This is a genomic window from Pseudomonas citri (genome assembly GCF_025336485.1).
In the GTDB taxonomy this organism is placed as follows: Bacteria; Pseudomonadota; Gammaproteobacteria; order Pseudomonadales; family Pseudomonadaceae; genus Aquipseudomonas; species Aquipseudomonas citri.
In genome coordinates, this window is sequence record NZ_JAODAB010000001.1 from 211,195 (window position 1) to 235,517 (window position 24,323).

General features: G+C 63.8%; 17 protein-coding genes. 11 read left to right on the forward strand and 6 right to left on the reverse strand.

Annotation, left to right across the window (positions count from 1 at the left end):
* The first annotated feature begins 61 nt into the window (after window positions 1-61).
* Window positions 62-2,662 carry a bifunctional aconitate hydratase 2/2-methylisocitrate dehydratase gene (gene acnB, locus N4Q37_RS00975; protein ID WP_260954931.1) on the forward strand — a complete coding sequence of 867 codons (2,601 nt, stop codon included), beginning with the start codon at window positions 62-64 and terminating at the stop codon, window positions 2,660-2,662.
* 127 nt (window positions 2,663-2,789) lie between these two features.
* Here the strand turns inward: acnB and N4Q37_RS00980 are convergent, their stop codons facing one another.
* Window positions 2,790-4,070 (reverse strand): serine/threonine transporter, encoded by a 1,281-nt coding sequence (locus tag N4Q37_RS00980; RefSeq protein WP_260954563.1) that lies wholly within the window; start codon window positions 4,068-4,070, stop codon window positions 2,790-2,792.
* A gap of 398 nt (window positions 4,071-4,468) precedes the next feature.
* Between N4Q37_RS00980 and N4Q37_RS00985 the strand changes: the two genes are divergently transcribed.
* Complete coding sequence (locus N4Q37_RS00985; RefSeq protein WP_260954564.1) at window positions 4,469-5,422, forward strand: 2-hydroxyacid dehydrogenase; 954 nt, start codon at window positions 4,469-4,471, stop codon at window positions 5,420-5,422.
* A 13-nt stretch (window positions 5,423-5,435) separates the two neighbouring features.
* Here N4Q37_RS00985 and tssA read toward each other — a convergent pair whose 3' ends face one another.
* From tssA to N4Q37_RS01010, 5 genes are read right to left on the reverse strand one after another with little or no spacing between them, the layout of a single operon-like run.
* Window positions 5,436-6,518 carry a type VI secretion system protein TssA gene (tssA, locus tag N4Q37_RS00990; RefSeq protein ID WP_260954565.1) on the reverse strand — a complete coding sequence of 361 codons (1,083 nt, stop codon included), beginning with the start codon at window positions 6,516-6,518 and terminating at the stop codon, window positions 5,436-5,438.
* Window positions 6,515-10,333, reverse strand: a complete 3,819-nt coding sequence (locus N4Q37_RS00995; protein WP_260954566.1) for a type VI secretion protein IcmF/TssM N-terminal domain-containing protein — start codon at window positions 10,331-10,333, stop codon at window positions 6,515-6,517. Before N4Q37_RS00995 ends, tssA begins: the two co-directional genes overlap by 4 nt.
* Window positions 10,330-11,091, reverse strand: coding sequence for a DotU family type IV/VI secretion system protein (locus tag N4Q37_RS01000; RefSeq protein ID WP_260954567.1), 762 nt, complete (start codon window positions 11,089-11,091; stop codon window positions 10,330-10,332). Before N4Q37_RS01000 ends, N4Q37_RS00995 begins: the two co-directional genes overlap by 4 nt.
* Window positions 11,092-11,109: 18 nt before the next feature.
* A complete protein-coding gene (tssK, locus tag N4Q37_RS01005) occupies window positions 11,110-12,441 on the reverse strand; it encodes a type VI secretion system baseplate subunit TssK (RefSeq protein ID WP_260954568.1) in 1,332 nt (443 codons plus the stop codon).
* Between the two features lie 52 nt (window positions 12,442-12,493).
* Window positions 12,494-12,943: a type VI secretion protein gene (locus N4Q37_RS01010; protein ID WP_260954569.1), complete on the reverse strand. Its 450-nt coding sequence runs from the start codon at window positions 12,941-12,943 to the stop codon at window positions 12,494-12,496.
* 224 nt (window positions 12,944-13,167) lie between these two features.
* Here N4Q37_RS01010 and tssB point away from each other — a divergent pair, with 224 nt between their 5' ends.
* The 9 genes from tssB (at window position 13,168) to tssI (ending at window position 24,314) form a co-directional block, all read left to right on the forward strand.
* On the forward strand, window positions 13,168-13,728 hold the full coding sequence (gene tssB / locus N4Q37_RS01015; protein ID WP_260954571.1) for a type VI secretion system contractile sheath small subunit: 561 nt from the start codon (window positions 13,168-13,170) through the stop codon (window positions 13,726-13,728).
* A 30-nt stretch (window positions 13,729-13,758) separates the two neighbouring features.
* Window positions 13,759-15,240 carry a type VI secretion system contractile sheath large subunit gene (gene tssC, locus N4Q37_RS01020; RefSeq protein WP_260954572.1) on the forward strand — a complete coding sequence of 494 codons (1,482 nt, stop codon included), beginning with the start codon at window positions 13,759-13,761 and terminating at the stop codon, window positions 15,238-15,240.
* A 135-nt stretch (window positions 15,241-15,375) separates the two neighbouring features.
* Window positions 15,376-15,873, forward strand: coding sequence for an Hcp family type VI secretion system effector (locus N4Q37_RS01025; RefSeq protein WP_014337905.1), 498 nt, complete (start codon window positions 15,376-15,378; stop codon window positions 15,871-15,873).
* Window positions 15,874-15,885: 12 nt separating this feature from the next.
* Window positions 15,886-16,329 carry a type VI secretion system baseplate subunit TssE gene (gene tssE / locus N4Q37_RS01030; RefSeq protein WP_260954579.1) on the forward strand — a complete coding sequence of 148 codons (444 nt, stop codon included), beginning with the start codon at window positions 15,886-15,888 and terminating at the stop codon, window positions 16,327-16,329.
* Window positions 16,313-18,103: a type VI secretion system baseplate subunit TssF gene (gene tssF, locus N4Q37_RS01035; protein WP_260954581.1), complete on the forward strand. Its 1,791-nt coding sequence runs from the start codon at window positions 16,313-16,315 to the stop codon at window positions 18,101-18,103. The genes tssE and tssF overlap by 17 nt, the downstream gene beginning before the upstream one ends.
* The gene (tssG, locus tag N4Q37_RS01040) at window positions 18,067-19,092 is read left to right on the forward strand and encodes a type VI secretion system baseplate subunit TssG (RefSeq protein WP_260954583.1); all 1,026 of its coding nucleotides are present in this window, start codon (window positions 18,067-18,069) and stop codon (window positions 19,090-19,092) included. Before tssF ends, tssG begins: the two co-directional genes overlap by 37 nt.
* Before the next feature lies 1 nt (window position 19,093).
* Window positions 19,094-21,637, forward strand: a complete 2,544-nt coding sequence (tssH, locus tag N4Q37_RS01045) for a type VI secretion system ATPase TssH (protein ID WP_260954584.1) — start codon at window positions 19,094-19,096, stop codon at window positions 21,635-21,637.
* A gap of 25 nt (window positions 21,638-21,662) precedes the next feature.
* Window positions 21,663-22,301, forward strand: coding sequence for a C58 family peptidase (locus tag N4Q37_RS01050; RefSeq protein WP_260954585.1), 639 nt, complete (start codon window positions 21,663-21,665; stop codon window positions 22,299-22,301).
* Between the two features lie 3 nt (window positions 22,302-22,304).
* Window positions 22,305-24,314 carry a type VI secretion system tip protein TssI/VgrG gene (gene tssI, locus N4Q37_RS01055; protein ID WP_260954587.1) on the forward strand — a complete coding sequence of 670 codons (2,010 nt, stop codon included), beginning with the start codon at window positions 22,305-22,307 and terminating at the stop codon, window positions 24,312-24,314.
* The last annotated feature ends 9 nt before the right edge of the window (window positions 24,315-24,323 follow it).

Here is a 24,323-nt window from a genome sequence, read left to right on the forward strand (position 1 = left end):
CGTGGGTTTCTGGATGAGCGTCCCGGACACCCATTTGGGACCACTGATGAGGGTAATAACTGTGCTTGAAGCCTACCGCAAACATATCGAAGAGCGCGCAGCACTGGGTATCGTTCCCCAGCCGCTTAACGCCGAACAAACCGCAGGCCTGATCGAGCTGCTGAAGAATCCTCCGGCTGGCGAAGAAGCTTTCCTCGTTGACCTGATCACCAACCGTGTTCCGCCTGGAGTCGACGAAGCCGCCTACGTCAAGGCCGGTTTCCTGTCCGCCCTGGCCAAGGGCCAGGCCCAATCCCCTCTGCTGGACAAGAAGCGCGCTGTCGAACTGCTCGGCACCATGCAGGGCGGCTACAACATCGTGACCCTGGTCGAGCTGCTGGACGACGCCGAACTGGCGCCGGTAGCCGCCGAAGAACTCAAGCACACCCTGCTGATGTTCGATGCGTTCCACGATGTGGCTGAAAAAGCCAAGAACGGCAACGTTCACGCCAAGGCCGTGCTGCAATCCTGGGCCGAAGGCGAGTGGTTCAAGAAGCGCCCGGTGCTGGCCGACAAGATCAGCCTGCGGGTGTTCAAGGTCACCGGCGAAACCAACACCGACGACCTGTCCCCTGCCCCGGACGCCTGGTCGCGCCCTGACATCCCGCTGCACGCCCTGGCCATGCTGAAAATGGCCCGCGACGGTATCGTGCCGGATGAACAAGGCAAGACCGGCCCGATGAAGCAAATCGAAGAAATGCGCAACGGCGAATTCCCGGTGGCCTACGTCGGTGACGTGGTCGGTACCGGTTCGTCGCGTAAATCGGCGACCAACTCGGTGCTGTGGTTCTTCGGCGACGACATTCCTTACGTGCCGAACAAGCGCGGCGGTGGTTTCTGCTTCGGCAGCAAGATCGCCCCGATCTTCTACAACACCATGGAAGACGCCGGCGCCCTGCCGATCGAATTCGATGTATCCAACATGCACATGGGCGACGTGATCGACCTGTACCCGCATGCTGGCAAAGTCTGCAAGCACGGCACCGATGAAGTCCTGGCCACCTTCGAAATGAAGACCCCGGTCCTGATGGACGAAGTCCGCGCCGGCGGCCGTATCCCGCTGATCATCGGCCGTGGCCTGACCGAGAAGGCACGCGCCGAGCTGGGCCTGCCACCGTTCGACCTGTTCAAGAAGCCTGAAGCCCCAGTCGAAAGCACCAAGGGCTACACCCTGGCGCAGAAAATGGTCGGCAAGGCTTGCGGCGTCAAGGGCGTTCGTCCGGGCACCTACTGTGAACCGAAGATGACCACCGTCGGCTCCCAGGACACCACTGGCCCGATGACCCGTGACGAGCTGAAAGACCTGGCTTGCCTGGGCTTCTCCGCTGACCTGGTGATGCAGTCGTTCTGCCACACCGCGGCTTATCCAAAGCCGATCGACGTGACCACCCACCACACCCTGCCTGACTTCATCATGACCCGCGGCGGCGTTTCCCTGCGTCCGGGCGACGGCATCATCCACTCGTGGCTGAACCGCATGCTGCTGCCAGACACCGTGGGTACCGGTGGCGACTCGCACACCCGCTTCCCGATGGGCATCTCGTTCCCGGCCGGTTCCGGCCTGGTCGCATTCGCCGCTGCCACTGGCGTCATGCCGCTGGACATGCCGGAATCGATCCTGGTGCGCTTCAAAGGCAAGATGAAACCTGGCATCACCCTGCGTGACCTGGTTCATGCCATTCCGTACTTCGCCATCCAGAACGGCCTGCTGACCGTCGAGAAGAAAGGCAAGAAAAACGCCTTCTCCGGCCGCATCCTGGAAATCGAAGGCCTGGAAGGCCTGACCCTGGAACAGGCTTTCGAACTGTCCGACGCCTCGGCCGAACGTTCGGCTGCCGGCTGCACCATCAAGCTGTCGAAAGAATCGATCACCGAGTACCTGCAATCCAACATCACCCTGCTGCGCTGGATGATCGGCGAAGGCTACGGTGACGCCCGTACCCTGGAACGTCGCGCCCAAGCGATGGAAGCCTGGATCGCCAACCCGGAACTGATGGAAGCCGATGCCGACGCCGAATACGCCGAAGTCATCGAAATCGATCTGGCCGACATCAGCGAGCCGGTGCTCTGCGCGCCGAACGACCCGGACGACGCCCGTCTGCTCTCCAGCGTGGCTGGCGAGAAGATCGACGAAGTGTTCATCGGTTCGTGCATGACCAACATCGGTCACTTCCGCGCTGCCGGCAAGTTGCTGGATCAGGTCAAGGGTCAGCTGCCAACCCGTCTGTGGCTGTCGCCGCCGACCAAGATGGACGCTCACCAACTGACCGAAGAAGGCTACTACGGCATCTACGGCAAGGCTGGCGCACGCATGGAAATGCCGGGCTGCTCGCTGTGCATGGGTAACCAGGCACGCGTTGAGCCGAACAGCACCGTGGTGTCGACGTCGACCCGTAACTTCCCGAACCGTCTGGGCGACGGCGCGAACGTCTACCTGGCTTCGGCCGAACTGGCGTCCGTGGCTTCGATCCTGGGTCGCCTGCCGACCGTCGAGGAATACATGGAATACGCCGGCAAGATCGACAGCATGGCAGCGGACGTGTATCGCTACCTGAGCTTCGATCAGATCGCCGAGTTCCGTGAAGCGGCTGCAAACGCCAACATCCCGGTCGTCCAGGCCTAAGGCTTAGACGCTCGACAAAAACGCCGCCCTTCTTGCGAAGGGCGGCGTTTTTTTATGCCTGGGATTTCAACACAAACTGACTCCCCGTTGTGGAAGCAAAGCTTGCTCCCACAACGAGCCTGTGTGCTCAGGCCATCAAGGAATAAACCAGCGCGGTAATCGCCACCAGGCCCACCGCAACCACAAAGACATTCGACGCCTGGCCGCGGTAACGGGCCATGGCCGGGACTTTGCGGATGGCGTACATCGGCATCAGGAACAGGATGGCCGCGATCACCGGGCCACCGAGGGTTTCGATCATGCCCAGGATGCTTGGGTTGAGCGTCGCAACGACCCAGCACACAACCAGCATGAAGGCAGCCGTCAGGCGGTCGAGGGTCTTGGGGGCCGGGCGGCGGCCGCTCTTGACGATCAGGCCCTTGAGGCCTTCGCTGGCGCCGATGTAATGCCCGAGGAAGGACTTGGAGATCGCCACGAAGGCAATCAATGGCGCGGCAAAAGCGATGGTCGGATTGCTGAAGTGGTTGGCCAGGTACGACAGGATCGACAGGTTCTGGGCCTTGGCTTCAACCAGTTGCGTCGGCGACAGGGTCAGCACGCAGCTGAATACGAAGAACAGCACCATCACGACCATCAACACATGGGCACGCGAGAGGATCTGCGCACTGCGCTCTTCGGCATGGCTGCCATGACGACGCTTCTGGTCCACCGCGAACGCCGAAATGATCGGCGAATGGTTGAACGAGAACACCATCACCGGAATCGCCAGCCACAGGGTATGCAACAAGGCCGGCGGCTCAGGCAGCGTGGCCGCCGTGACCAGGATGCCACCGTTCCAGTGGGGGATCAGGAACACCGCCAGGAACAACAGCGCGACGATGAACGGATAAACCATCAGGCTCATGGCCTTGACGATCGCCTGTTCACCGCAACGCACGACTGCCAGCAACCCCAGGATCAGCATCAGCGACAGCATCGCCCGTGGCGGTGGCTGGATATGCAGTTGGTGTTCCAGGAAGCTGCCCACCGTGTTGGTCAGCGCCACGCTGTAGATCAGCAGGATCGGGAAGATCGCAAAGAAGTACAGCAAGGTGATCAGCGCACCGGCCTTGAGCCCGAAATGCTCTTCCACCACCTCGGTGATGTCCGCGCCGTCACGACCGGACAACACGAAGCGGGTCAGGCCACGGTGCGCATAGAACGTCATGGGAAAGGCCAGCAGCGCCAGGATCAGCAGCGGCCAGAAACCGCCCAGGCCCGCGTTGATCGGTAAAAACAGCGTACCTGCACCGATGGCGGTACCAAACAGGCCCAACATCCACGTGGTGTCATGGCGACTCCATTGGCTGAGGGCAACTGGGACTGTCGTTTCAAAACGCTCTTCGACGCTATTGGCCTGATCATTCATCCGGTCGGATCTCCGCATTCCGGTCACGTGCACCCGGCCGGGACGAGTCGGAAAAGCCCGACAGGCAGCGCCCTGGCCGAAACAGGGTCGCGATTCTCCGGGATTCACGCGCAGAAGCAAAGGCTTAGGTGAGGAATGGTTATGCGTATCAGGTTGCTGCAACGGAAAACTGACGCCCGGCCAGGCTGACGCCACCCAACTCACTGCATCACCTGCCTGGCTATGCCATCGCCGAATGATCGGCTAGGCTGATTTGACCGGTCGCGCGTAATGATCGGACTTGCCCCCGCAGCACAGGCAAGCCGAGCAAACCTGCGGATACCCGCTAAAGATCAAGGCGGTCGCTACACTCAAGTCGATGACCCTGAACATTATCCTGTCTACCACAGGAGCACAGCATGAGCGCAACCGTCCTGGTGTTGGTCGAAACCGTCAATGACTACCTGCCGATTCTCGAGCAGCAGGGTTATCACCTGGAACTGGCGCCCACCCCGGCCGAACGCAAGATGGCGATTTTCCAGCACGGCGAGCGCTTCAACGCGGTGCTGACCCGCGGCCCCCTGGGTTTGACGGCCGAGGAAATCGCCGCCCTGCCCAACCTGAAGATCATCTGTGTGATTGGCGCCGGCTATGAGCAAGTCGACCTGCTGGCCGCCCGCAAGCGCGGTATCGTGGTGACCAATGGCGCCGGCGTCAACGCCTCCTCGGTCGCCGATCATGCGATGGCTTTGCTGCTGGCCCTGGTGCGCGGCATTCCCCAGGCGGATGCCTGTGTGCGTCGAGGCGAATGGCCAAAAATCATGCGTCCGTCCCTGGCCGGCAAGCACTTGGGCGTGCTGGGCCTGGGCTCGGTGGGCCTGGCGATAGCCAAGCGCGCGGCCCTGGGCTTTGACATGAGCGTCAGCTACCACAATCGCCAGAGGCGCAATGATGTGCCCTATACCTTCTGCGCCACGCCCACGGAGCTGGCGCGGGTCTCCGACTTTTTGGTCGTCGCCACACCCGGCGGCCTCGACACGCGGCAGTTGATCAACAAGCAGGCACTCGACGCCCTGGGGCCCAAGGGCTTCCTGGTGAACATCGCCCGGGCCAGCGTGGTGGCCACCGCCGATTTGATCAGCGCCCTGGAACACCGGCGAATCGCCGGGGCCGCCCTGGACGTGTTCGATCACGAACCCGAGGTGCCCGACGCCTTGAAACGCCTGCCCAACGTCATCCTCACTCCCCATGTAGCGGGCCTGTCGCCGGAAGCGACCCGCGGGACGGTGGAGTTGGTGGGCCAGAACCTGACGGCGTTCTTTTCCGGCAAACCGGTGCTGACCCCAGTGCCGTTACCCGAACCGCACAGTTAGAAGACCCTGTCCATCAGAGCACGCCAAGCAGCGTCCACAGCCGCCGGGACTCGGCATCGGCGCTGATCAGCTCCCCCAGCAATTCGCTCAACGGCTTGTTTCCCCATTCCACGCCCCGCCGGATCAGGTAAGGCACCGGGCTGTGGGGTTCGGTGCGGGCCAGGTAGCCGGCGATGACCAACAACTGGCGATAGGCTTCTTCGCGGCTGGCCGGTTCTTGAAAGGCCTGGGCCGGTGCCGCCGACGGCTGGACGGGCGGCGAAGCCTGCGGGAGTGAAGCCGGTACCGGCACGACGGCAGGTTGTTGTGGGTGCATTGCAATGAACTCCTCTACCAGCGCCAGCACGGCCTGCATCACGTCCTGCAGGGATTTGTAGCCCGGGGCCAGGTTGCCCAGGTAGGCGTCGCTCCAGGTCTCCAGTCGCTGCAAATGTTGCAGGCTCAACATCAGGCTGCCTTGGCGATGCAACCAGAACGACAGGGGTGTGGTGCGGATCAGTTCGGCGAGTTTCTTCTGGTCATTGCGGGCCGCCTCCGCCGACGCCTTGGCGTTCTTGCTGTCGTTGACCAACACTTGCTGGCGCTGCAAGCGCTGCCAATCGTTGAGGCAGAAACTGGCGAAGGCCGGCTCCCGAGCGTCGAACAACGGTACCCGCGTCAGCAGCACTTCGCTGTAGCGCCGGGCCAGCCATTCCAGCGGGATCACCCGCCACGACTGGTCGCCCTCCTCGGCCTGGGGGTGCAGTTGCTCGGGATAACGCTCGCACAGCCCCGCCACCAGCGCCAGGCTGCCCGGCAACCCTTCCAGACCCGCCAGGTGCAACCAGGCCTCGCCCAACCAGGCGCTGATCATCAAGTCCTTGCTGCGTTCGAGCAACAGCGTGGTGGCGAGCCGCTCCAGTTCCGGCCATTGGGCGCGCTTGATCGACGACTGCCACACACCGGTGGGCAGGCTGGTGTCGTCCTCGCGGCGCAGCTCGCGCAGTTGGTCGTATTCCGGCTCGTAGCGCAGATCCTGACCGCAGGGCGACTGGTCACTGATCGGTTCGAGCAGTTGACTCACGAGTTCCGGCAGAGGGGATATCGGCAAGCTCACGGACGCTCCTCAAGGGTGGCAATGGCGGGGCTCGATGCGCTCGTCATGAAGGGTGAACGCGGCGCCCGCGTCGGCAGCGGCGGGATCGACAGCGGCAACTTCGAACCCTGGCTCATCAATGACATACGCAGGAACATCAACATCTGCTGGGCCGTGTTCGCCTGCGGCTGAGTCGTCACCGGCAGTTGCAGGGTCAACGGGAAATCGGTGTAGTCGACGTTCGGCTGCCGCTGGGCCGACACCAACGAGCGCATCAGGCGCAACAACGACCACGGCCCTTGGTATTCCCAACCGGCTTCCAGGTTCCGCACCACCAGGTCAGGCTGCAACGGATCGTTGGCCGGGCGCTGATAGCCATTGCGCGCCCAGCGCAAGGTCAGGCGCACCGGTTGGCCGACCATCCAGCGCAGATTCTGCTGACCGTCGCTGGGGTAACTGATCTGTTGATTACCGGCGTTCAGGCTCCAGGCGATCACCTGATCGGCACCGCGTTCCACTTCACGGTCGGTGCGCCAGCGCACGTCCATCTCCACCCCGAGAATGCCGCTCTTGTCCCGCACGAACAGCGGCCCCAGCCAGGTTCCGGCCTGTTTCAAACGGTCAAGGAAGTCTTGCGCGGCCAGCCGTTCTGGCCCCTGGCTCAGCGCCAGCCCGGCCTGGGCCAGCGGCAAGCGTGTATCGATCAACTCCAACAGGCGCTGTACCCGCGCCGGGTCGGCATCACTGGCCCGCACGTCCTGGGAAAACGGAAAACGCCCGGCCAGGTATTGATTGAAATAATTGGCCACGTCGTTCCAGGCGGTCGCCGCCTGGTTCTGTTGCAGGTAAAGGCAACGCTGCAGCGCCCCCTGTTGCAGCGCGACGGTGCGTTGCGCCACGTCGCCGCGACCGCCGGACAGGTTGGTGGTTTGCAGGATCTGTGCGCAGGACGCGGTGTCCATCTCGATGAAATCGCGGCTCACCAGCTGTTCCAGCTGGGCCGCCGAACTGGCCGGATTCTGGTTCTTGTACTTGAGCAACTCGTCGTTGACGGCCATGAACCGCGCCACCTGGTCATGCTCCAGGGCCGAGAGGTTGTCCTGCTGGACGATCAGCCACTCCAATGCCGGCATGCGCTGCTCGGCGATCTGCAACATGGCGCCGAACTGCTGGTTCAGGCTCAGTTTCAGATCCTGAGGATTGGCCGCGCCGTAGAGCTGCAAGCCGAAATTCTTCGAACCGTCCCAGCGCTGGACATCGGCACGCTGGCTGAACAGCGGCTGGGCATTGATTTCGTCCAGGCCGCTGCGGATCTGGGCCAGCGCCCGGCGATTGAGCAGGCGTTGCAGACGCGTGGCCAGGTCGCCACGGTTCACGTCCATGAACGCCTTTTGCAACGCGACGGCCTGGGAGGTCTGCACATTGAAGCCCATGCCTGGCAACTGCTCGTCGCTTTCATCCAGGCTCAGCCACATGGCTCGTGCCGCCGCGCCTTCGGCGGCCTGCATCAGCGCATCGCGATAGTCCGGAGGAATGCGCGACAGCTCTTCATTGACGTAGGCCTTGTAGCTGGCGAAGTAGTTCAGGGCGACGCTGAAATCATCGCTGCCATCGCCCGTAGAGCCGCTGTTGCTGTCCGTGGGGTCCTTTTGCAAGGCCAACGCCACGAAGTCACGCTTGAACAAGGCTTGCACCGCGCCATCGAGCGCCGTCACATGCTCTTGCAGCACCAGCAGACCACTGCCCTGCTGGACCAGCAGGTTGTCCCGGGACCCGGTCTGTACGATCCATTGGTCGCGAAAGCTCTGCTGCAACTTGGCCGCCTGACTCTCGAGGTCCTGTTGGATGTCGGGGCCGAGCAACGTGCTGTGGCTCACTTTGTCCATCAACTGGGTGTAACCAGGTACCAGGTCCTCTCCCTTGCCCCGTCCCCAGGCCGAATTAGTCAGGCTCACCAGGGTCTGCAAGTCGTCGACCTGGGCCATCAGGTCTTCGAGCTCGCTCAGGGAATTGCCACCGCCGGCCTCCAACTGTTGCAGGTGCAGCTTGAGGTAACCGGCCTGGCGCACGAAGTTGTCCGCCAGGAAATAATGATCCAGCCAGCGCTGCATCAGCCCGGTGAAGTTGTCCGCGACCAGCGGTCGCGCGGCGTTCAGGTCCAACCCTTTGAGGTCCGTGTTCTGAGCGTCGAACAGCACCCGGTTGTAGAACCGCGCCCGGCTCAAGGTGCCGCTGTTGAGGTTCAGCGACAGGGTGGTGTTGCTCAACTGCACCAACTCATCCAGTGGCGCCTTGGGATTGTTCACCGCCTGGCTGAACAGCTGGTTGGATTGCTCCAGGCGCACGGCGCGTTCCACCAGATCCTTGGCTTTCACATAGCTCTGCCATTGCGCCGGGTCTTCGCTTTCCACATTGCCGCGCCGCTCGGTATTGCGGATCGCCTTGAGTTGTTCCAGGTCCGACACCAGCAAATCCCGCAGGGGCAATACCCAATGCTGGCGGGCGGTTATCCGCAAGCCGTTCTCCAGTTGCGTGTCCACGGAAGAGAACCACGACGTCGGGAACACCACCGAGACAAAGCGCCAGCGCGGCGCCTTTTCCAACACGTTCCAATAGTTCTGCACGTTGTGCCGGGTCGGCTCCAGCTGGGGCTCGTCAGGGTCGACCACGAGGTGGTTCTTATGGGCGCGGAGGATCAACTGCGACAGTCCCTCGGCCTGCTCCACGGAGTCCTGCCAGACCCAGATCATGCCGCCCAACCAGACCAGGCCGACCACCAGCGCCACCGCCCCGGCCAGGCGATGCCAGCGCAGGCGCAGACGCAACAACCGCGGCACCGGTTGGGCCAGGCCCCGTTCGGCCATCATCCGCCGCGCCCACAGCTGCCGCGCGAACACTGTTTGCCGCGGGGCTTTGTCGGTGGCGGCAAACGTGTCCGCCGCGGTCGTGGGCGCCTGGCTCGCGGTGAAGTACACACCGCGAAACTGCGGCGCTTCGCCTTGGGCATTGCCTTGGAACACCGGCTCCAACAGCAGTTGCAGGGCCCGTCGCAAGCCCTCGAAACGCTCCGGCAAGCCATACAGGTCGCCGCTCAATTGCCCCGACAGCGCACCGATCTCCAGGATCGATTGCCCCAGCGCGGCGTTGACCTGATCCAGCGCCTGGTCGCTCCAATGCGACTGCCAGGCAGCCTCCGGCAGGTAGGGCGAGGACCACCCCAGCATCGATTCGCGTGCCTGGGCCGGCAAGGCGTTGACCAGTTCCTGGAACCCAGGCAGTTCTTCCATCCCGGTGATCACCACGTACACCGGCAGGCTGAGACCAAACCGTTGTAACAGGTCGATGAAACAACGTCGGACCTTGAGACCCAGCTCGGTGGTCTGTTCGATGTCATCGAGCTTGCTGAACGGGACCGTCCAGATCACCGCATCCAGCGCCCGCTTGCTGCGCAGGCGCAGGATCAGCCCCAGCAGGCGCCACCAGTTGCCCCGCTGGCGGTTCATGCCTTCATCGGGCAGGAACAACGCCTGGGGCACCACCAGCACCGCGCCTTCGGCATCCGACCACCAGCGCCCGAACCAGGCGGCCTTGTCGGTCGGCTGCAAGCGCCATTGAGCGCACAACTGGGCGCCGTCGTTTTCGTTGCCGAGCATCAACAGCCAAGGCATCTGATAGCGGTCGCGGGTGCCCTGCTCCTGTTCCATGTGGCGCACCGCCCCATGGAAACTGCGGATCGCTGCCCCGCCCTGGGTTCGCAGCCACCAGACCAGGGCGGCGATCACCAGCACCAGGATAATGGCGAGCAATACCCAGGCGACGATACTCAAGGTGCTCATGCGTCCTGCTCCTGGACCACCGGCTCGTTCAGTTGCAGCACCGGCTCGAGCTCCGAACGGATGTCCCGCCAGAACACCTGGCCCAATCCGATCAGCAGCAACACCATCGCCAGGATCGCCAGCCCCAGGCGTAGCCCGTCCGGCAACGAGGTCTGCGCCGGCATGCGCACCGGCGGCGCAGCAGCAGCCAACGCCAGGCGTTGGCTGACATCGACATAATCGGGCTCGTGCTGCCAGGCGAAGGTGAACAGCGCCACCCGCCATTTTTCATGCTGGACCTGGCCGGGCTCGCCACGCAAGCGTCCCTGGAACCCGAGGACCAGGCATTGCAGGTAGACGTTCGCCAGGTCGCGGGTGCCCGGCATCTGTTCATCCAGCAGTTTCTTGATCGCCGCCGGGAGCCGTTCACCGGCCTGGCGGCTGGCATACATGCGCGCCTCCAGCGGATGTTGCTGCCAGGCCAGTTGCCCGGGCCAGGCAGTGAACAACAGGGTTTCGTCTACCAGCGCGACGAAGGCATAGACCAGCGCCTTGACCTGCTCGGTGGCCGCATCACCGACGGTGGCGAAGGCCACGCGCCACAAACGCTGGGCACCGTGCCCGGAAAACTCCACCACCCGGTCGACCAGCACCGCCGCGTCACTGTCCTTGGGCAAGTCCTGCCACTCCCGTGACCACTTCAGCCAGGCCTGGCGAAAAGCGCTGCTCAGCGGCGCATCATGCAGACCCCGGACCGCCCCGCCACTTCCATCAGGCATACGACTCCCCTTTTGCGATCAGGCGTTTTCACCGGTTTGTCCAACGAACAACACCACCTGCCACGGACCGGTGGCCTGGGCCGAGGCCGGCGCAACGATGTGCAACGGCAGTTGCCCGTCGAACCACTGCCCGCTGGCGGCGACCACGAACAACCGAGTGTCGTCGCCCACGCTGTAGGCCACTTGCTCGTTGCGGCTCATGGCCTGGTGAGGCAGGCCACTCATGCGCTGGCGACTCAACAATGGGACATGCGGCGCGGACGCGATGATCGCCCCGCGCAGCCATTCGGCCGCGGCCTGCTCGCTGGCACCGTTGGGCATGCGCAGACCGATGACCAGGCGTTGGCTGGGCTGATCGTCGGGCAACTGGATCGAAAAGACCGGGTCATTGCGCTCGAAGGCCAGGCTGCGGTAGCCGGCGCGAACCAGTTCCAGGGTGTCCTCCAGCCAGTCGAGCAGCGGCTCGTAACCGCGTTGCAACTCCAGGAAATCCAGTGGCGCGAAGGCTGGCACACCGGCCAGCGGATCCAGGGCCGACCAGGCGCCGGCCAGCCCCAGCAGCAGGCCATACAACGCCTGGGGCGTGGCGACCCGGGTGTAGAGCGCGCCCTCGACTTCCGGCAAACGCGCCCACAACGCGGTCATTTGCCGGCGGATCTCCATGGCGTCGTCCTGATTGCCCGCGGCCTGTGCCTGACGCAACCGGCCGCCGAGGAACAGGCATTTTTCCCGGGCCCGGGCACACAGCCCGGCGACTCGCCGACCAAGCGCCGATTCAGGCAGCAGCAAGGGCGTGGGTGGCGTGTAAGGCACACGCAGGAAACCGCCGCCTTCCTTGCGCACGCGCATCAGCGGCAAACAGATGGAATCGGCTTTGCTCAATTGCGTGCATAGGCGCGGATTCGGTCGCCAGACAGTGATGGATTCGGGAAATTCGCCACTGGTGAGGTCCGGCAAGGCCTCGCCGACCACCGACTGCAACCGGCCCTTGAGGGGCAGCAGTTGCCCGGCGCGCCAGAGCGGGCTGATCGCCAGGTACACGGTGACGGTGGCGTCGTCGGTCTTGTCGATCGCCTCGGTGATGTCCAGCTCCAGGCTCGGCCCGACGCCAGCCTGTATGTTGACTGGCAAACCGTCCGGCAAGGTGCCCTGCAATTGCAACAAGCGGACCTGGCCGGCGCTGAGCGCCGAGGGGTCGACTTCCAGTTGACCCACCCCCCAGAACCAGGGGTTGCAGGCCCCGGCAAAATGCGCGGCCAGGGCCTCGGCGCGCAGCCCTTGCAGTTGGAAATGCTGGGGCAGCAACTGCATGCCCTCATGCCAGCACACCGCGTCAGGTAACAGACTCATACGACTCCCTTCGACATCCCAGTGTCGCCGCACCCGGGCGGCCCGCGGTCACTCAAGGCTGCTTGTCGTTCACCAGCGTCATCTCGCGACTTTCGAACTTCAGCCAGGCCTTGCGCTGATCGTCCAACCGAAGCCGGTGCGCTCCGGGAGTGTTATAGCTGGCGAAGACCAAAAGTCCAGCGGCGCGCCGGCCCTCCAAGGGGAAGGGCTGATGGTCGAGAAACTGTCCCGGGACCAGCTCCAGTCCCCACACCGACATGAGTTGACGATAGTCGCGCTGGAACTGTTCGCGCTCGGCGAACCACTGGCGAGCGGTGATTGCCGACAACTGCTTGAGCAGGTCGGGATCGTTCACGGCGATGAAATCCACGGCGATGGGCGTGTCGTCGTTGGCCTTGGGCGCGACATCCAGGGTCAGGCTGTCGAGCTCGACACTGGGGGCAAAAAGCGAGCAGCCGCTGAGCAGCAGGCTCAAAAAAAATCCGGAAAAAAAGACGCGCAAAATGAATTTTCCTTTTCAAAGCGGTCAGAAATTGTTTTTGCTTGCATTTTTATAGACCTGTTCTAGCGTCTTGGATAGTTCGACCAGCACGGTCGAATGCACCAGGTTCGTCAAGGGAATGACAGGTCCTCTGCCGCCCATTTGCAACCTGCGGATCAGCAAGGGAATGCGATGAGCGGGACTCCCGATGCATTGCTCCCACACACGCATCGGAGTCGGCCGCCATGGCAGAAAGCACCCAGCACAAGCTCGACAGAATCCGTCCTCCCCGCGTCCAGATCACCTACGACGTCGAGATCGGCAACGCCATCGAAAAGAAAGAACTGCCGCTGGTTGTCGGCATTCTGGCCGACCTCTCGGGCAAGCCGCTGGACCCGCTGCCCAAGCTCAACGAGCGACGCTTCACGGAGATCGATCGCGATAACTTCAACGAAGTACTGGCCTCCATCGGCCCCCGCGCCACGCTCCAGGTCAACAACACCCTCAGCGGCGATGACAGCAAGCTCAACATCGAACTCAACTTCCGCCACATCGATGACTTCGACCCGGTCAAGGTCGTGGAGCAAGTCACGCCGCTGCGTCGCTTGTTCGAAGCGCGCCAGCGCCTGCGGGACCTGTTGACCAAGCTCGACGGCAACGACGACCTGGACAAGCTGCTGCGCGACGTGATCGCCAACACCGAAGGCCTGCAGGAGATCAAGTCGGCCCGGCCCCAGGACGCACCGCAAGAGCTGCCGACCGTGGCCGCCAACGATGACCCGGCCCCGACCGAACCACAGGCTTGATCGTGTTCATCACTCAAGGGAGATAACGCCATGCCCGCTTCATCCGCCGCTCAAACCAGCGAGAGCACGACCCAGACCCTGTCGCTGCTGGACAAGATCATCGCCGAAGGCCGCATGGCCCACGATGACAGCCAGCAGGACTATGCCCGCGACATGCTGGCCGAATTCGCCACCCAGGTCCTCGACGAAGGCATGGCCATCGACAAGGACACCGTGGCCATGATCAACGACCGCATCAGCCAGATCGACAAGCTGATCAGCGCCCAGCTCAACGAAGTGCTGCACCACCCCGACCTGCAAAAGCTCGAAGCCTCCTGGCGCGGCCTGCACCTGCTGGTGCAGAACACCGAAACCAGCACCCGGCTCAAGCTGCGCCTGCTCAACGTGACCCAGAAAGAGTTGCAGAACGATCTGGAAAAAGCCGTCGAGTTCGACCAGAGCGCGCTGTTCAAGAAAATCTACGAAGAAGAATACGGCACCTTCGGTGGCCACCCGTTCAGCCTGCTGGTGGGCGACTACACCTTCGGCCGGCACCCGCAGGACATTGGCCTGCTGGAAAAACTCTCGAACGTCGCCGCCGCCGCGCACGCCCCGTTCATTGCGGCCGCCAGCCCTCGCCTGTTCGACATGACCAGCTTCACCGAGCTGGCGGTGCCACGGGACTTGTCGAAAATTTTCGAAAGCCAGGAACTGATCAAGTGGCGCGCCTTCCGTGAAAGCGAAGACTCGCGCTACGTCTCCCTGGTGCTGCCGCACTTCCTGCTGCGCCTGCCTTATGGCCCCGACACGCGGCCGGTGGAAGGCATCAATTACGTCGAAGACGTCAACGGCACCGACCACAGCAAATACCTGTGGGGCAACGCGGCCTGGGCGCTGTCGCAGCGCATCACCGAAGCCTTCGCCAAATACGGCTGGTGCGCGGCGATTCGCGGGGCCGAAGGCGGTGGCGCGGTCGAAGGCTTGCCGGCCCACACCTTCCGCACCAGTTCCGGGGACCTGTCGCTCAAATGCCCGACTGAAGTGGCGATCACCGACCGCCGTGAAAAGGAACTCAACGACCTGGGTTTCATTTCCCTGTGCCACAAGAAAAACAGCGACGTGGCGGTGTTCTTCGGCGGCCAGACCACCAACAAGGCCAAGGTCTACAACACCAACGAGGCCAACGCCAACGCGCGGATCTCGGCGATGTTGCCCTACGTGCTCGCTGCCTCGCGCTTTGCCCACTACCTGAAGGTGATCATGCGCGACAAGGTCGGCAGCTTCATGACCCGCGACAACGTGCAGACCTATCTCAACAACTGGATCGCCGACTACGTACTGATCAACGACAACGCACCGCAGGAGATCAAGGCGCAATACCCGTTGCGCGAAGCGCGGGTGGACGTGACGGAGGTGGCGGGCAAGCCCGGGGCCTACAAGGCCACGGTATTCCTGCGGCCACACTTCCAGCTTGAAGAACTGACCGCCTCGATCCGCCTGGTGGCGACGCTGCCGCCGCCGGTCGCTGCCTGACCGCCCTTGGCGAAGGTGTGACAGGGAAACCTGGGGTGTGCAGAGAACCTGTGGTGAGGGAGCAAGCTCCCTCACCACAGGTTCGGCGGCCGCCTTCGGCGGATCGGTATATCTACTTTTCTGGAGTTCCACACAATGGATGCAATCATTCTCGACCTCGGCGGCGACATCAAGGGCGACAGCCTGCTGGAGGGTTTCACGGACAAGATCGAGGTCATGTCCTACAGCCACAACGTGGCGATGCAGGTCACCAACGACGTCAGCAACTCGGAGCGGACTTCTGGCCGGCCTCACATCGGTGAGTTCACCCTGACCAAATTCATCGACAGCTCCACCCCCTCGCTCAACGAGTACTGCTGCGCCGGCAAACCGATCCCACAAGCCGTCATCACCATCGGCCGCAACGCCGCCGAAGGCAGCGGCCAGATCATGCCTTTCATCGTCTACACCCTGACCAACGTCGTGCTGTCCAACGTCAGTGTCAGCGGCGGTACCGGTGGCAAGCCGGTGGAAACCCTGTCGCTGAACTTCACCAAGATCAAATGGGAGCTCACTGCACAAAAAGACGACGGCACCAAGGAAGGTACGGCGGGCACCACGTGGGACCTGGCCGCCAACAAAATGACCAAGTAAGGAAACCGCGCCATGGCCGGCTTCGGGCTTCGCCCTCCTCTGTTCGAACGCCTGGCCAGCCCGCCGGACGATGCCGATCGGGTGTACGACCGACAGGCGTTGCAAGACTCGGTTCATGCCGAACTGCATCGCCTGTTCAACACCCGGCGCGGCCCACGGGCCCTCACCGCACCACCGAGCATCCTGGACTACGGCATCGCTGACTGGACCGCGCTGCAACAGCAACGCAGCGATGACCGTCGGCAGTTGACCCGGGAAATCCGCCAGGCCATCACCTGCTTCGAACCGCGCCTGCGCCTGGGCGAGGTACACGTCGAACCGGTGCCGGGCCATCCGCAGCAACTGAGCATACGACTGCTGGGCGAACTGCGCGGCAGCCCGCACGCGTGGCCCGTGGCGTTCATCATCGAGCCCGCCGGCGACGGCGTAGAGGTACGCCATGAGCGACTCGATTGACCCGCAACTGCTCGATTACTACCAACGCGAACTGACCTGGCTACGGCACGCCGGGAGTCTCTTCGCCGAACGTTACCCCAAGGTTGCCAGGCGCCTGGAACTGTCACCCGGCGAATGCCCCGACCCCCATGTCGAACGCCTGCTCGAAGGCTTCGCTTTGCTGGCCGCACGCTTGCAACGCCGGCTGGATGACGATTACGCCGAGTTCAGCGACGCCCTGCTCGAACAGCTTTATCCCTTGGCGATGCGCCCGCTGCCGTCCTGCGCCATCGTTCAGTTCGAACCCGACCCCAGCAAAGGCAACCTCAACGAAGGCTACCCGTTGCCCCGGGATACGCCGTTGTTCGTCACCACCGACAAGGGCCAGAGCATCCATTTCCGTACCACCGCCGCCGTGCACCTGTGGCCGCTGGAAATCAGCGAAGCGCTGCTGCTGGGCAGCGACGAAGCCCAGGCGCTGACGGGTGTGGTCCAGGCTCGTTCGGCCTTGCGCCTGAACCTGCGCTGCCTGGGGCAAAGCCAATGGTCGACACTGGGAATCGACACCCTGCGGGTGCACCTGGCGGCCTCGCCGATGATCAACGCCTGGCTGTACGACTTGCTCGGCGCCCACACGGTCAAGGTCCTCGCCGGTCCGCCGGGCAGCGTGCCCGAGCCGCTGAAGGGCCTGCCGCAGATCGTCGGTTTTGCCAGCGACCAGGCCTTGTTGCCGGACGAGGATGGCGTGCACCCAGGCATGCGCCTGCTGGCCGAGTACTTCGCCTTCCCGGACAAATTCGGTTTCTTCGACCTGCCGCTGGCCGGGGCCACTAGCGACATTCCGTCGTTGTACCTGTACCTCGTTTTCGACCGGGCTCCGCCCAGCCGCCTGCCGCTGCAAGCCAGCGACATCGCCCTGGGCTGCGCCCCGGCAATCAATCTGTTTCCCAGGACTTCCGAGCCGCTGCGCCCAGACGGCACCCGCAGCGAGTATCGGCTGGTGGCCGACAGTCATCGCGAAAACAGCGTCGAGATCCACAGTATCCGCGCCATGCGCGCCAGCTCCGGCCTGGGCGTGCAGCCGGTGCCGGCCTACTACGGCAGCCAGCACGGCAGCGACCAGACGCTGTACTGGCATGCGCGACGCGTGAGTGGCCTGAGCCCGAACCGGCTGGGCACCGACCTGATGGTCAGCCTGGTGGATACCCGGCTCGATCCGTTGAGCGATGTCCACGACTACAGCCTCACCGCCGAACTGCTGTGTACCAATCGCCACCTGGCCCAGAGCCTGCCCGCCGGCACTGCGCTGGGTTTCGAACGCCCCGGGCCGGTGGCCTGGGCCCGCCTGCGCAACCCGCCCAGCCCCCAGAGCCTGCCGCGCCTGGACGGTGAATCGCGCTGGCGACTGGTGTCGCAATTGACGCTCAATCACCTCTCGTTGGTGGAAGGTCCCCAGGCCTTGGACGCGTTGCAGGAAATTCTCGAACTGCACAACTTGCGCGACGAACCCAGTGCCCGACGCCAGATCGAAGGCGTGCTGGGATTGGGCTGCGAACGGGTCATCGCCCATGTCGGCGAAGACGCCTGGCGCGGCTGGCGCAACGGGCTGGAAGTGCGCCTGCAACTCGATCCCCAGCACTTCATCGGCAGCAGTGCCGTGCTGTTCTCTGGAGTGCTGGCGCAATTTTTCTCGCTCTACGCCACCGCCAATCGCTTCGTGCGCACCGTTCTGGTCCAGTCCGACAAGGAGGTCAAGACATGGCAACCCCAAGCCGGCAAACCCCTGTCGCTCTGACCCTGAGCCAGCGCTTGCGGCGCGATCCGCAACGCTTCGAGTGGCTCCAGGCGCTGCTGTTGCTGGAACGTGAACACCCCCAGGCCGAGACACTGGGCAGCGGCACCGCGCCCCAAGCCGAAGCCTTGCGCCTGCGCGGACCGTTGATGCCGCTGTTCGCCGCCAGCGAAATCGAAAGCCTGAGCCAGCCGCCCGACTCGGCACCGGTACTGACCACACCGATTTTCGGCCTCGGCGGCCCTGACGGCCCCCTGCCCTACGCCTACCAGGAATGGTTGCAGCAAAGGGCCCGAGCCCGGGACCACGCCCCCGCGGAATTCCTCGACCTGTTCCAGCATCGCCTGCTCAGCCTGCTCTACAAAGTGATGCGCAAACACCGCATCGCCCTGGGCTTCACGGCGCCCGGCGCCTCGGCGGTCCAGGCGCAGCTGCGAGCCTTGACCGGCCTGCTGCCCAAGGCCCTGCAAGAACGCCAGGCCATACCTGACTCAGCCGTCCTAACCTGCACCGCGCTGTACGCAGACGGTCGGCGGTCCCTGGCCGGATTCGCGGCGATCGTGCGCGAACAATTCGGGCTGCCGGTGGAACTGAGCGCCTACGAAGGTGGCTGGCGTAAAATCCCACCCGCCAGCCGCAGCCGCTTGCAGCCGGGCGGTCGCAACTTGCGCCTGGGTCGCAGCGCGGTGGCCGGCACCCGGGTCTGGGACGAACATGCCGGTGTGCGCCTGACCCTGGGCCCGCTCAGCGCAAACCAAGCCAACGGCCTGCTGCCCACCGGTGACACCCATCTGCTGCTCGCCAGCCTGTACGCCCTGTATTTCGGCCCCGACCTGGATTGCACCCTGGTGCTGCTGGTCCGCGGTGCCGGCCCGCTGCAACTGGGCCAGCAAGCCGCGCCGCGACTGAACTGGAACGGCGGCCTGCAACGCCAGCCCACCCTCACCCTGCAGCGGATCGAAACCCGCCTTCGCCAGCCGGAGATCGCCTGACATGGAACTGGCCAGCCTGATCGGTCGCCTCAACCCGGACAACCGTCGTGCCCTGGAACGGGCCGCGCAACGCTGCATGCAGCGCAGCCACCATTACGTGGAAATCGAACACCTGCTGCTGGAACTGCTCGACATCGAGGGCGGCGACTTCGCCTGCCTGCTGCCGCGCTTCGGCCTGGAGCGCGACGCGGTGACGGCGGAAATCAACAAGGCCCTCGAGCTGTTCAAATCCGGCAGCACCCGTACCCCGGCGCTGTCGGCGCAAACCATCGGCCTGTTGGAAGACGCCGTGGTCCAGGCCAGCGTACTGGGCCTGGACAGCATCCGCTCCGGCCTGTTGCTGCTGGCCCTGCTCGACCGGGACGAACGTCGCAGCCTGTTGCTCAACAGCGCCTCGTCGCTGCTGCGCATTCCCCGGGACGCCCTGCGCAGCCACCTGCTGGAATGGACCGAAAACTCCCGTGAGCACGTCGCTGGCGTGCGCCCGGCCAAGCCCGGCGAGGCGCCGCAGAAACAGGACCCGGTGCTGGACCAATACACCCAGGACCTGACCGCCGACGCCCGGGACGGTCGCATCGACCCCATCGTCGGTCGCGACGGTGAGATTCGCCAGTGCATCGACATCCTGCTCCGGCGGCGGCAGAACAACCCGATCCTGGTAGGCGCGCCCGGCGTCGGCAAGACCGCCGTGGTCGAAGGCCTGGCCCTGCGCATCGCCGCCGGGGATGTGCCACCGTCGTTGCAAGAGGTGACGCTGCGGGTGCTGGACCTGGGCCTGTTGCAGGCCGGTGCCGGGGTCAAGGGCGAATTCGAGCAACGTCTCAAGGGCGTGATCGACGCGGTACGCAACGCCGAAAAACCGATCATCCTGTTCATCGACGAAGCCCACACCTTGATTGGCGCTGGCGGTGCCGAGGGTGGCAGCGATGCGGCGAACCTGCTCAAGCCTGCCCTGGCCCGGGGCGAGTTGCGCACCCTGGCCGCCACCACGTGGCTGGAATATAAGAAGTACTTCGAGAAAGACCCGGCCCTGACCCGCCGCTTCCAGTTGGTGCAGGTCGAGGAACCGGACGAACTCACCGCCGTGGAAATGCTCCGTGGCGTGGCGAGCAAACTGGAACAGCACCACGGCGTGCAGGTGCTCGACGCGGCCATCCATGAAGCGGTGAAACTGTCCCACCGCTACATTTCCGGGCGACAACTGCCGGACAAGGCCATCAGCGTGCTCGACACCGCCTGCGCCCGCGTCGCCCTCGGCCAGCACGACGTGCCGCCACCGCTGGAAAGCCTGCGCCACCGACAGAACAGCCTCAAGGACGAAGTCGAACGCCTGCGCCGGGAACAAGCCACCGGCCTGGATCATCGCGAACGCATCACTCTGCTGGAAAGCGAATCCACCGAAAACGTGCAGGCCATCCGCGAGCTGGAAACCCGTTGGGGCGAAGAGCGCGAGGCCGTACGCGAGCTGCTCGACACCCGCCGCGAACTGCTCACCTTGAGTGAGCGCGCCGACGGCGAAAAACCCGACACCGAGATCGACAACCGCATCGACCACCTGGCCGCCGAACTGCTGCGCCTGGAAGCCGGCCTCGATGCCATCCGCCAGGACGATCCGCTGGTGCCGGAACAGGTCGACAGCAAGACTGTCGCCGCGGTAATCGCGGGCTGGACCGGCATCCCGGTCGGCAAGATGCTCGCCGACGAAGCCCATGCCGTGCGCACCGTCGGCCAACGCATGGGCCAGCGGGTCATGGGCCAGGGCACCGCGTTGAACACCATTGCCCAGCGCCTGCAAGCCTACCGCGCCGGCCTCACCGACCCGCAGAAACCGGTCGGCGTGTTCCTGCTGGTGGGCCCTACAGGCGTGGGCAAGACCGAAACCGCCTATGCCCTGGCCGACGCCTTGTACGGCGGCGAACGCAACCTGATCAGCATCAACCTCTCGGAATACCAGGAAGCCCACACCGTCAGCCAACTCAAGGGCGCCCCACCCGGCTACGTCGGCTACGGCAGCGGCGGCGTGCTCACCGAAGCGGTGCGGCGCAAACCCTATTCGGTGGTGCTGCTGGACGAAATCGAAAAGGCCCACCCGGATGTGCTCGAAGCGTTCTACAACGTCTTCGACAAGGGCCTGATGGAGGACGGCACCGGCCTGGTAGTGGATTTCAAGAACACCGTGATGCTCGCCACCAGCAACGTCGGCGCCGAACTGCTGCTGGACACCCCGGCCGCGCAAGTGGGCAGTGATGCCTTCAACGAAGCCTTGCACAAGGTCCTGCTCACGGCGTTTCGCCCGGCATTCCTGGCGCGCATGACGGTGGTGGCGTACCGGCCGTTGGATGAGGCAACGCTGGAAGGGATCGTGCTGGCGAAGCTGGAGAAATTGCGCGGGCGCTACAAGGCGGCGACGGGCAAGCAGTTCGAGTTCGATGCCGGGATCGTCAAGGCCGTGCTTGCCAAGTGCAGCGCGGCCGGAGCGCGGGATGTCGAAAACGTGTTGATGACGCAGGTGACGGGGAAGTTGGCGGAGTGGGTGTTGGAATAGGACCGGATCGGACCAGGGAGGCATCATGAGCTACGAAGCGATCTGCAAAGCCGTCAATGGACATGGCGAAGGGGTCTACAATTTCGGCCAATCCAGTTTTATCAACCTCGTTGGCAAGAACAGGGAAGGCATCTGTCGCGGTGTTTGCACGGCGTGGTTGATCGCAAAGAAAAACGGAAACGACTACCTTAAGGAAATCGTGAACCCGGTTGTCACCACCGGACTACTACATGGGCAACGGACCGCACGCCAAGCTTCGGATTTCCAGACCGAGTATCGGGACGTCAAGGGCGATTCGCCCGACTCCCCCTCCGAAGCAACGGTGTCGGCCCTGAAAACGGGAGGCCTGGGCAGCCTGGGAGAAAGGAAAGCGCGCTCCCACCAAGGCTTTGGCGACGACGGTGCCGCCATCGGCCAACTGGTGCTGACGTCGGGTTATCGTTATTCCATCCTCTCCATCAAGGGTGTCTTGGGCGGTCATTCGGTGGCCTTCTACCGGCCCTGGGTGCTGATCGGAAAAAGCAGCAGTTGCGTATTTTTCGACCCGAACTTCGGTGAGTTCAAACTGGAGGGGAGCGAAGGCATCAGCCGTTGCCTGAGTGCGGTCGCGACGGCTTACAAGCAGGGTTTGTCGACAAGCTATCGCTTCTGGGGGTTTAGCTGATCCATGGCCCGCTCCACCGACAGCAACACCACCCTCTCCCTCACCGCCACCGCATTGTCGGCGCTGTACCCTGATTCACTGTCCGGTGAAGAACGCCTCAACGCCCTGGGCTCGCACATCCTCAACGGCATCAACGATGGCGTCTCGCTGGACCTCACCACAGCCGTCGCCAGCCATGTCACCGCCACGCTGCACAAGGACGCCTTGTTGCGCCCACTGGACTGGCTCGTCGCCGAGATCCGCCAACTCCCCGCCGACGCCACCGCCGAGCGCTATCAGCTGCTGCTCCGGCCCTGGCTCTGGTGGCTGAGCCTGGCCAGCAACAACCGGGTGTTTCAGAACCTCGCCACGTCGGACATCGTCACCACGATTTTCCAGACTCACGGTTTCACCGATTTCCAGCTCAAGCTCACTGGCAGCTACACGCCGAGGGAGTACTGCGTGCAGTACGGCGAAACCGATCTGGCCTTCGTTTCGCGCTTGATGGAAGAGGACGGGATCTTCTGGTTCTTCGGCCACGAAGACGGCAAGCACACCTTGGTCCTGGCCGACAGCAACGACGCCTTCCTCCCCATTCCCAATGGACCGACAGTGAATTACCTCGGGCAGAAACTGGGCGAGCGGGAACTGCACGGTATCCGCTCCGGGCAGGTGTGCCTGCAAGCGGTAGCCGGGGTTTACCAGGCCACCGATTACGAATTCACCACGCCGACGACTTCGCTCTTCAGCCAGGCCGAGGCCGTGGCCGGGCCGAGTTCGATGTACGAACATCCGGGCGGCTACACCGCCAAGGCCCAGGGTGATGCGCTGACCAAGCAACGGGTGGACGGCCTGCGCAGCCAGGAAAAGCGCTTTGTCGGCGAAAGCGATTGCCGCTGGCTGGTGCCGGGGTATTGGTTCACCCTCGCCGGCCATGAAGACACGACGCTGAACATCGACTGGGTGGTGACTTCGGTCAGCCACGAAGTCAGTCACGACAGTTACCGCAATCGCTTCGAAGCGATCCCCAAGGCCACCGCTTATCGACCGGCCCGCCTCACGCCCAAACCGCGCATGCACACCCAGACGGCGCTGGTGGTGGGCAAGGCCGGCGAAGAGATCTGGACCGACGAGTACGGCCGGATCAAGTTACAGTTTCCCTGGGACCGCACCGGCAAGAACGACGAGACCTCATCCTGTTGGGTACGAGTGGTCCTGCCCTGGAGCGGCAAGGGCTTTGGCATGCAGTTCGTGCCGCGCATCGGCCAGGAAGTCATCGTCACCTTCATCGACGGCGACCCCGATCGCCCATTGGTCACCGGTTGCGTCTACAACGGTGACAACGCCCTGCCCTACGCCCTACCGGCGAACCAGACCCAGTCCGGAATCAAGACCAACTCGTCCAAGGGCGGCGGCGGTTTCAACGAGTTGCGCTTCGAAGACAAGAAGGACGCCGAGGAGGTGTTTCTCCAGGCCCAGAAGGACTTCAACATCAACGTGCTCAACGACACCACCGCCACCGTCGGCCACGATGAAACCCTCACGGTGCAGAACGCCCGCACCCGCACGGTCAAGGAAGGCGACGAGACCGTCACCCTGGAAAAAGGCAAGCGCAGCGTCACCATCCAGACCGGCAGCGACAGCCTCGATGTGAAGGACACCCGCACCGTTACCGTGGGCTCGGACCAGACCCACAGCACTGGCGGCAATTACACGCACAAGGTCACCGGCAACTACGACCTGACCGTGGACGGCAACCTGACCATCAAGGTCAGCGGCACCTTGACCCTGCAAAGTGGCGGCAGTTTCTCGATCAAGAGCGACGCCGACCTGGCCGCCCAGGCCGGCACCTCCATCAGCCAGAAAGCCGGCACGGCCTTGAACAACCAGGCGGGTACGTCGCTGGAAAACAAGGCCGGCACCACCCTGACCAACGACGCCGGTATCAGCCTGGTGAACAAGGCCGCCGCCGAACAGACCGTGGACGGCGGCGGCATGCTGACCATCAAGGGCGGCCTGGTGAAGGTCAACTGACAGGAGCGC

Excerpts from the sequence above, each read along its gene's own strand:
- N4Q37_RS00980 (WP_260954563.1), bottom strand. The coding sequence starts at position 4,070 with ATGAATGATCAGGCCAATAGCGTCGAAGAGCGTTTTGAAACGACAGTC.
- N4Q37_RS00985 (WP_260954564.1), top strand. The coding sequence starts at position 4,469 with ATGAGCGCAACCGTCCTGGTGTTGGTCGAAACCGTCAATGACTACCTG.
- N4Q37_RS00995 (WP_260954566.1), bottom strand. The coding sequence starts at position 10,333 with ATGAGCACCTTGAGTATCGTCGCCTGGGTATTGCTCGCCATTATCCTG.
- N4Q37_RS01000 (WP_260954567.1), bottom strand. The coding sequence starts at position 11,091 with ATGCCTGATGGAAGTGGCGGGGCGGTCCGGGGTCTGCATGATGCGCCG.
- tssK (WP_260954568.1), bottom strand. The coding sequence starts at position 12,441 with ATGAGTCTGTTACCTGACGCGGTGTGCTGGCATGAGGGCATGCAGTTG.
- tssB (WP_260954571.1), top strand. The coding sequence starts at position 13,168 with ATGGCAGAAAGCACCCAGCACAAGCTCGACAGAATCCGTCCTCCCCGC.
- tssC (WP_260954572.1), top strand. The coding sequence starts at position 13,759 with ATGCCCGCTTCATCCGCCGCTCAAACCAGCGAGAGCACGACCCAGACC.
- N4Q37_RS01025 (WP_014337905.1), top strand. The coding sequence starts at position 15,376 with ATGGATGCAATCATTCTCGACCTCGGCGGCGACATCAAGGGCGACAGC.
- tssE (WP_260954579.1), top strand. The coding sequence starts at position 15,886 with ATGGCCGGCTTCGGGCTTCGCCCTCCTCTGTTCGAACGCCTGGCCAGC.
- tssF (WP_260954581.1), top strand. The coding sequence starts at position 16,313 with ATGAGCGACTCGATTGACCCGCAACTGCTCGATTACTACCAACGCGAA.
- tssG (WP_260954583.1), top strand. The coding sequence starts at position 18,067 with ATGGCAACCCCAAGCCGGCAAACCCCTGTCGCTCTGACCCTGAGCCAG.
- tssH (WP_260954584.1), top strand. The coding sequence starts at position 19,094 with ATGGAACTGGCCAGCCTGATCGGTCGCCTCAACCCGGACAACCGTCGT.
- N4Q37_RS01050 (WP_260954585.1), top strand. The coding sequence starts at position 21,663 with ATGAGCTACGAAGCGATCTGCAAAGCCGTCAATGGACATGGCGAAGGG.
- tssI (WP_260954587.1), top strand. The coding sequence starts at position 22,305 with ATGGCCCGCTCCACCGACAGCAACACCACCCTCTCCCTCACCGCCACC.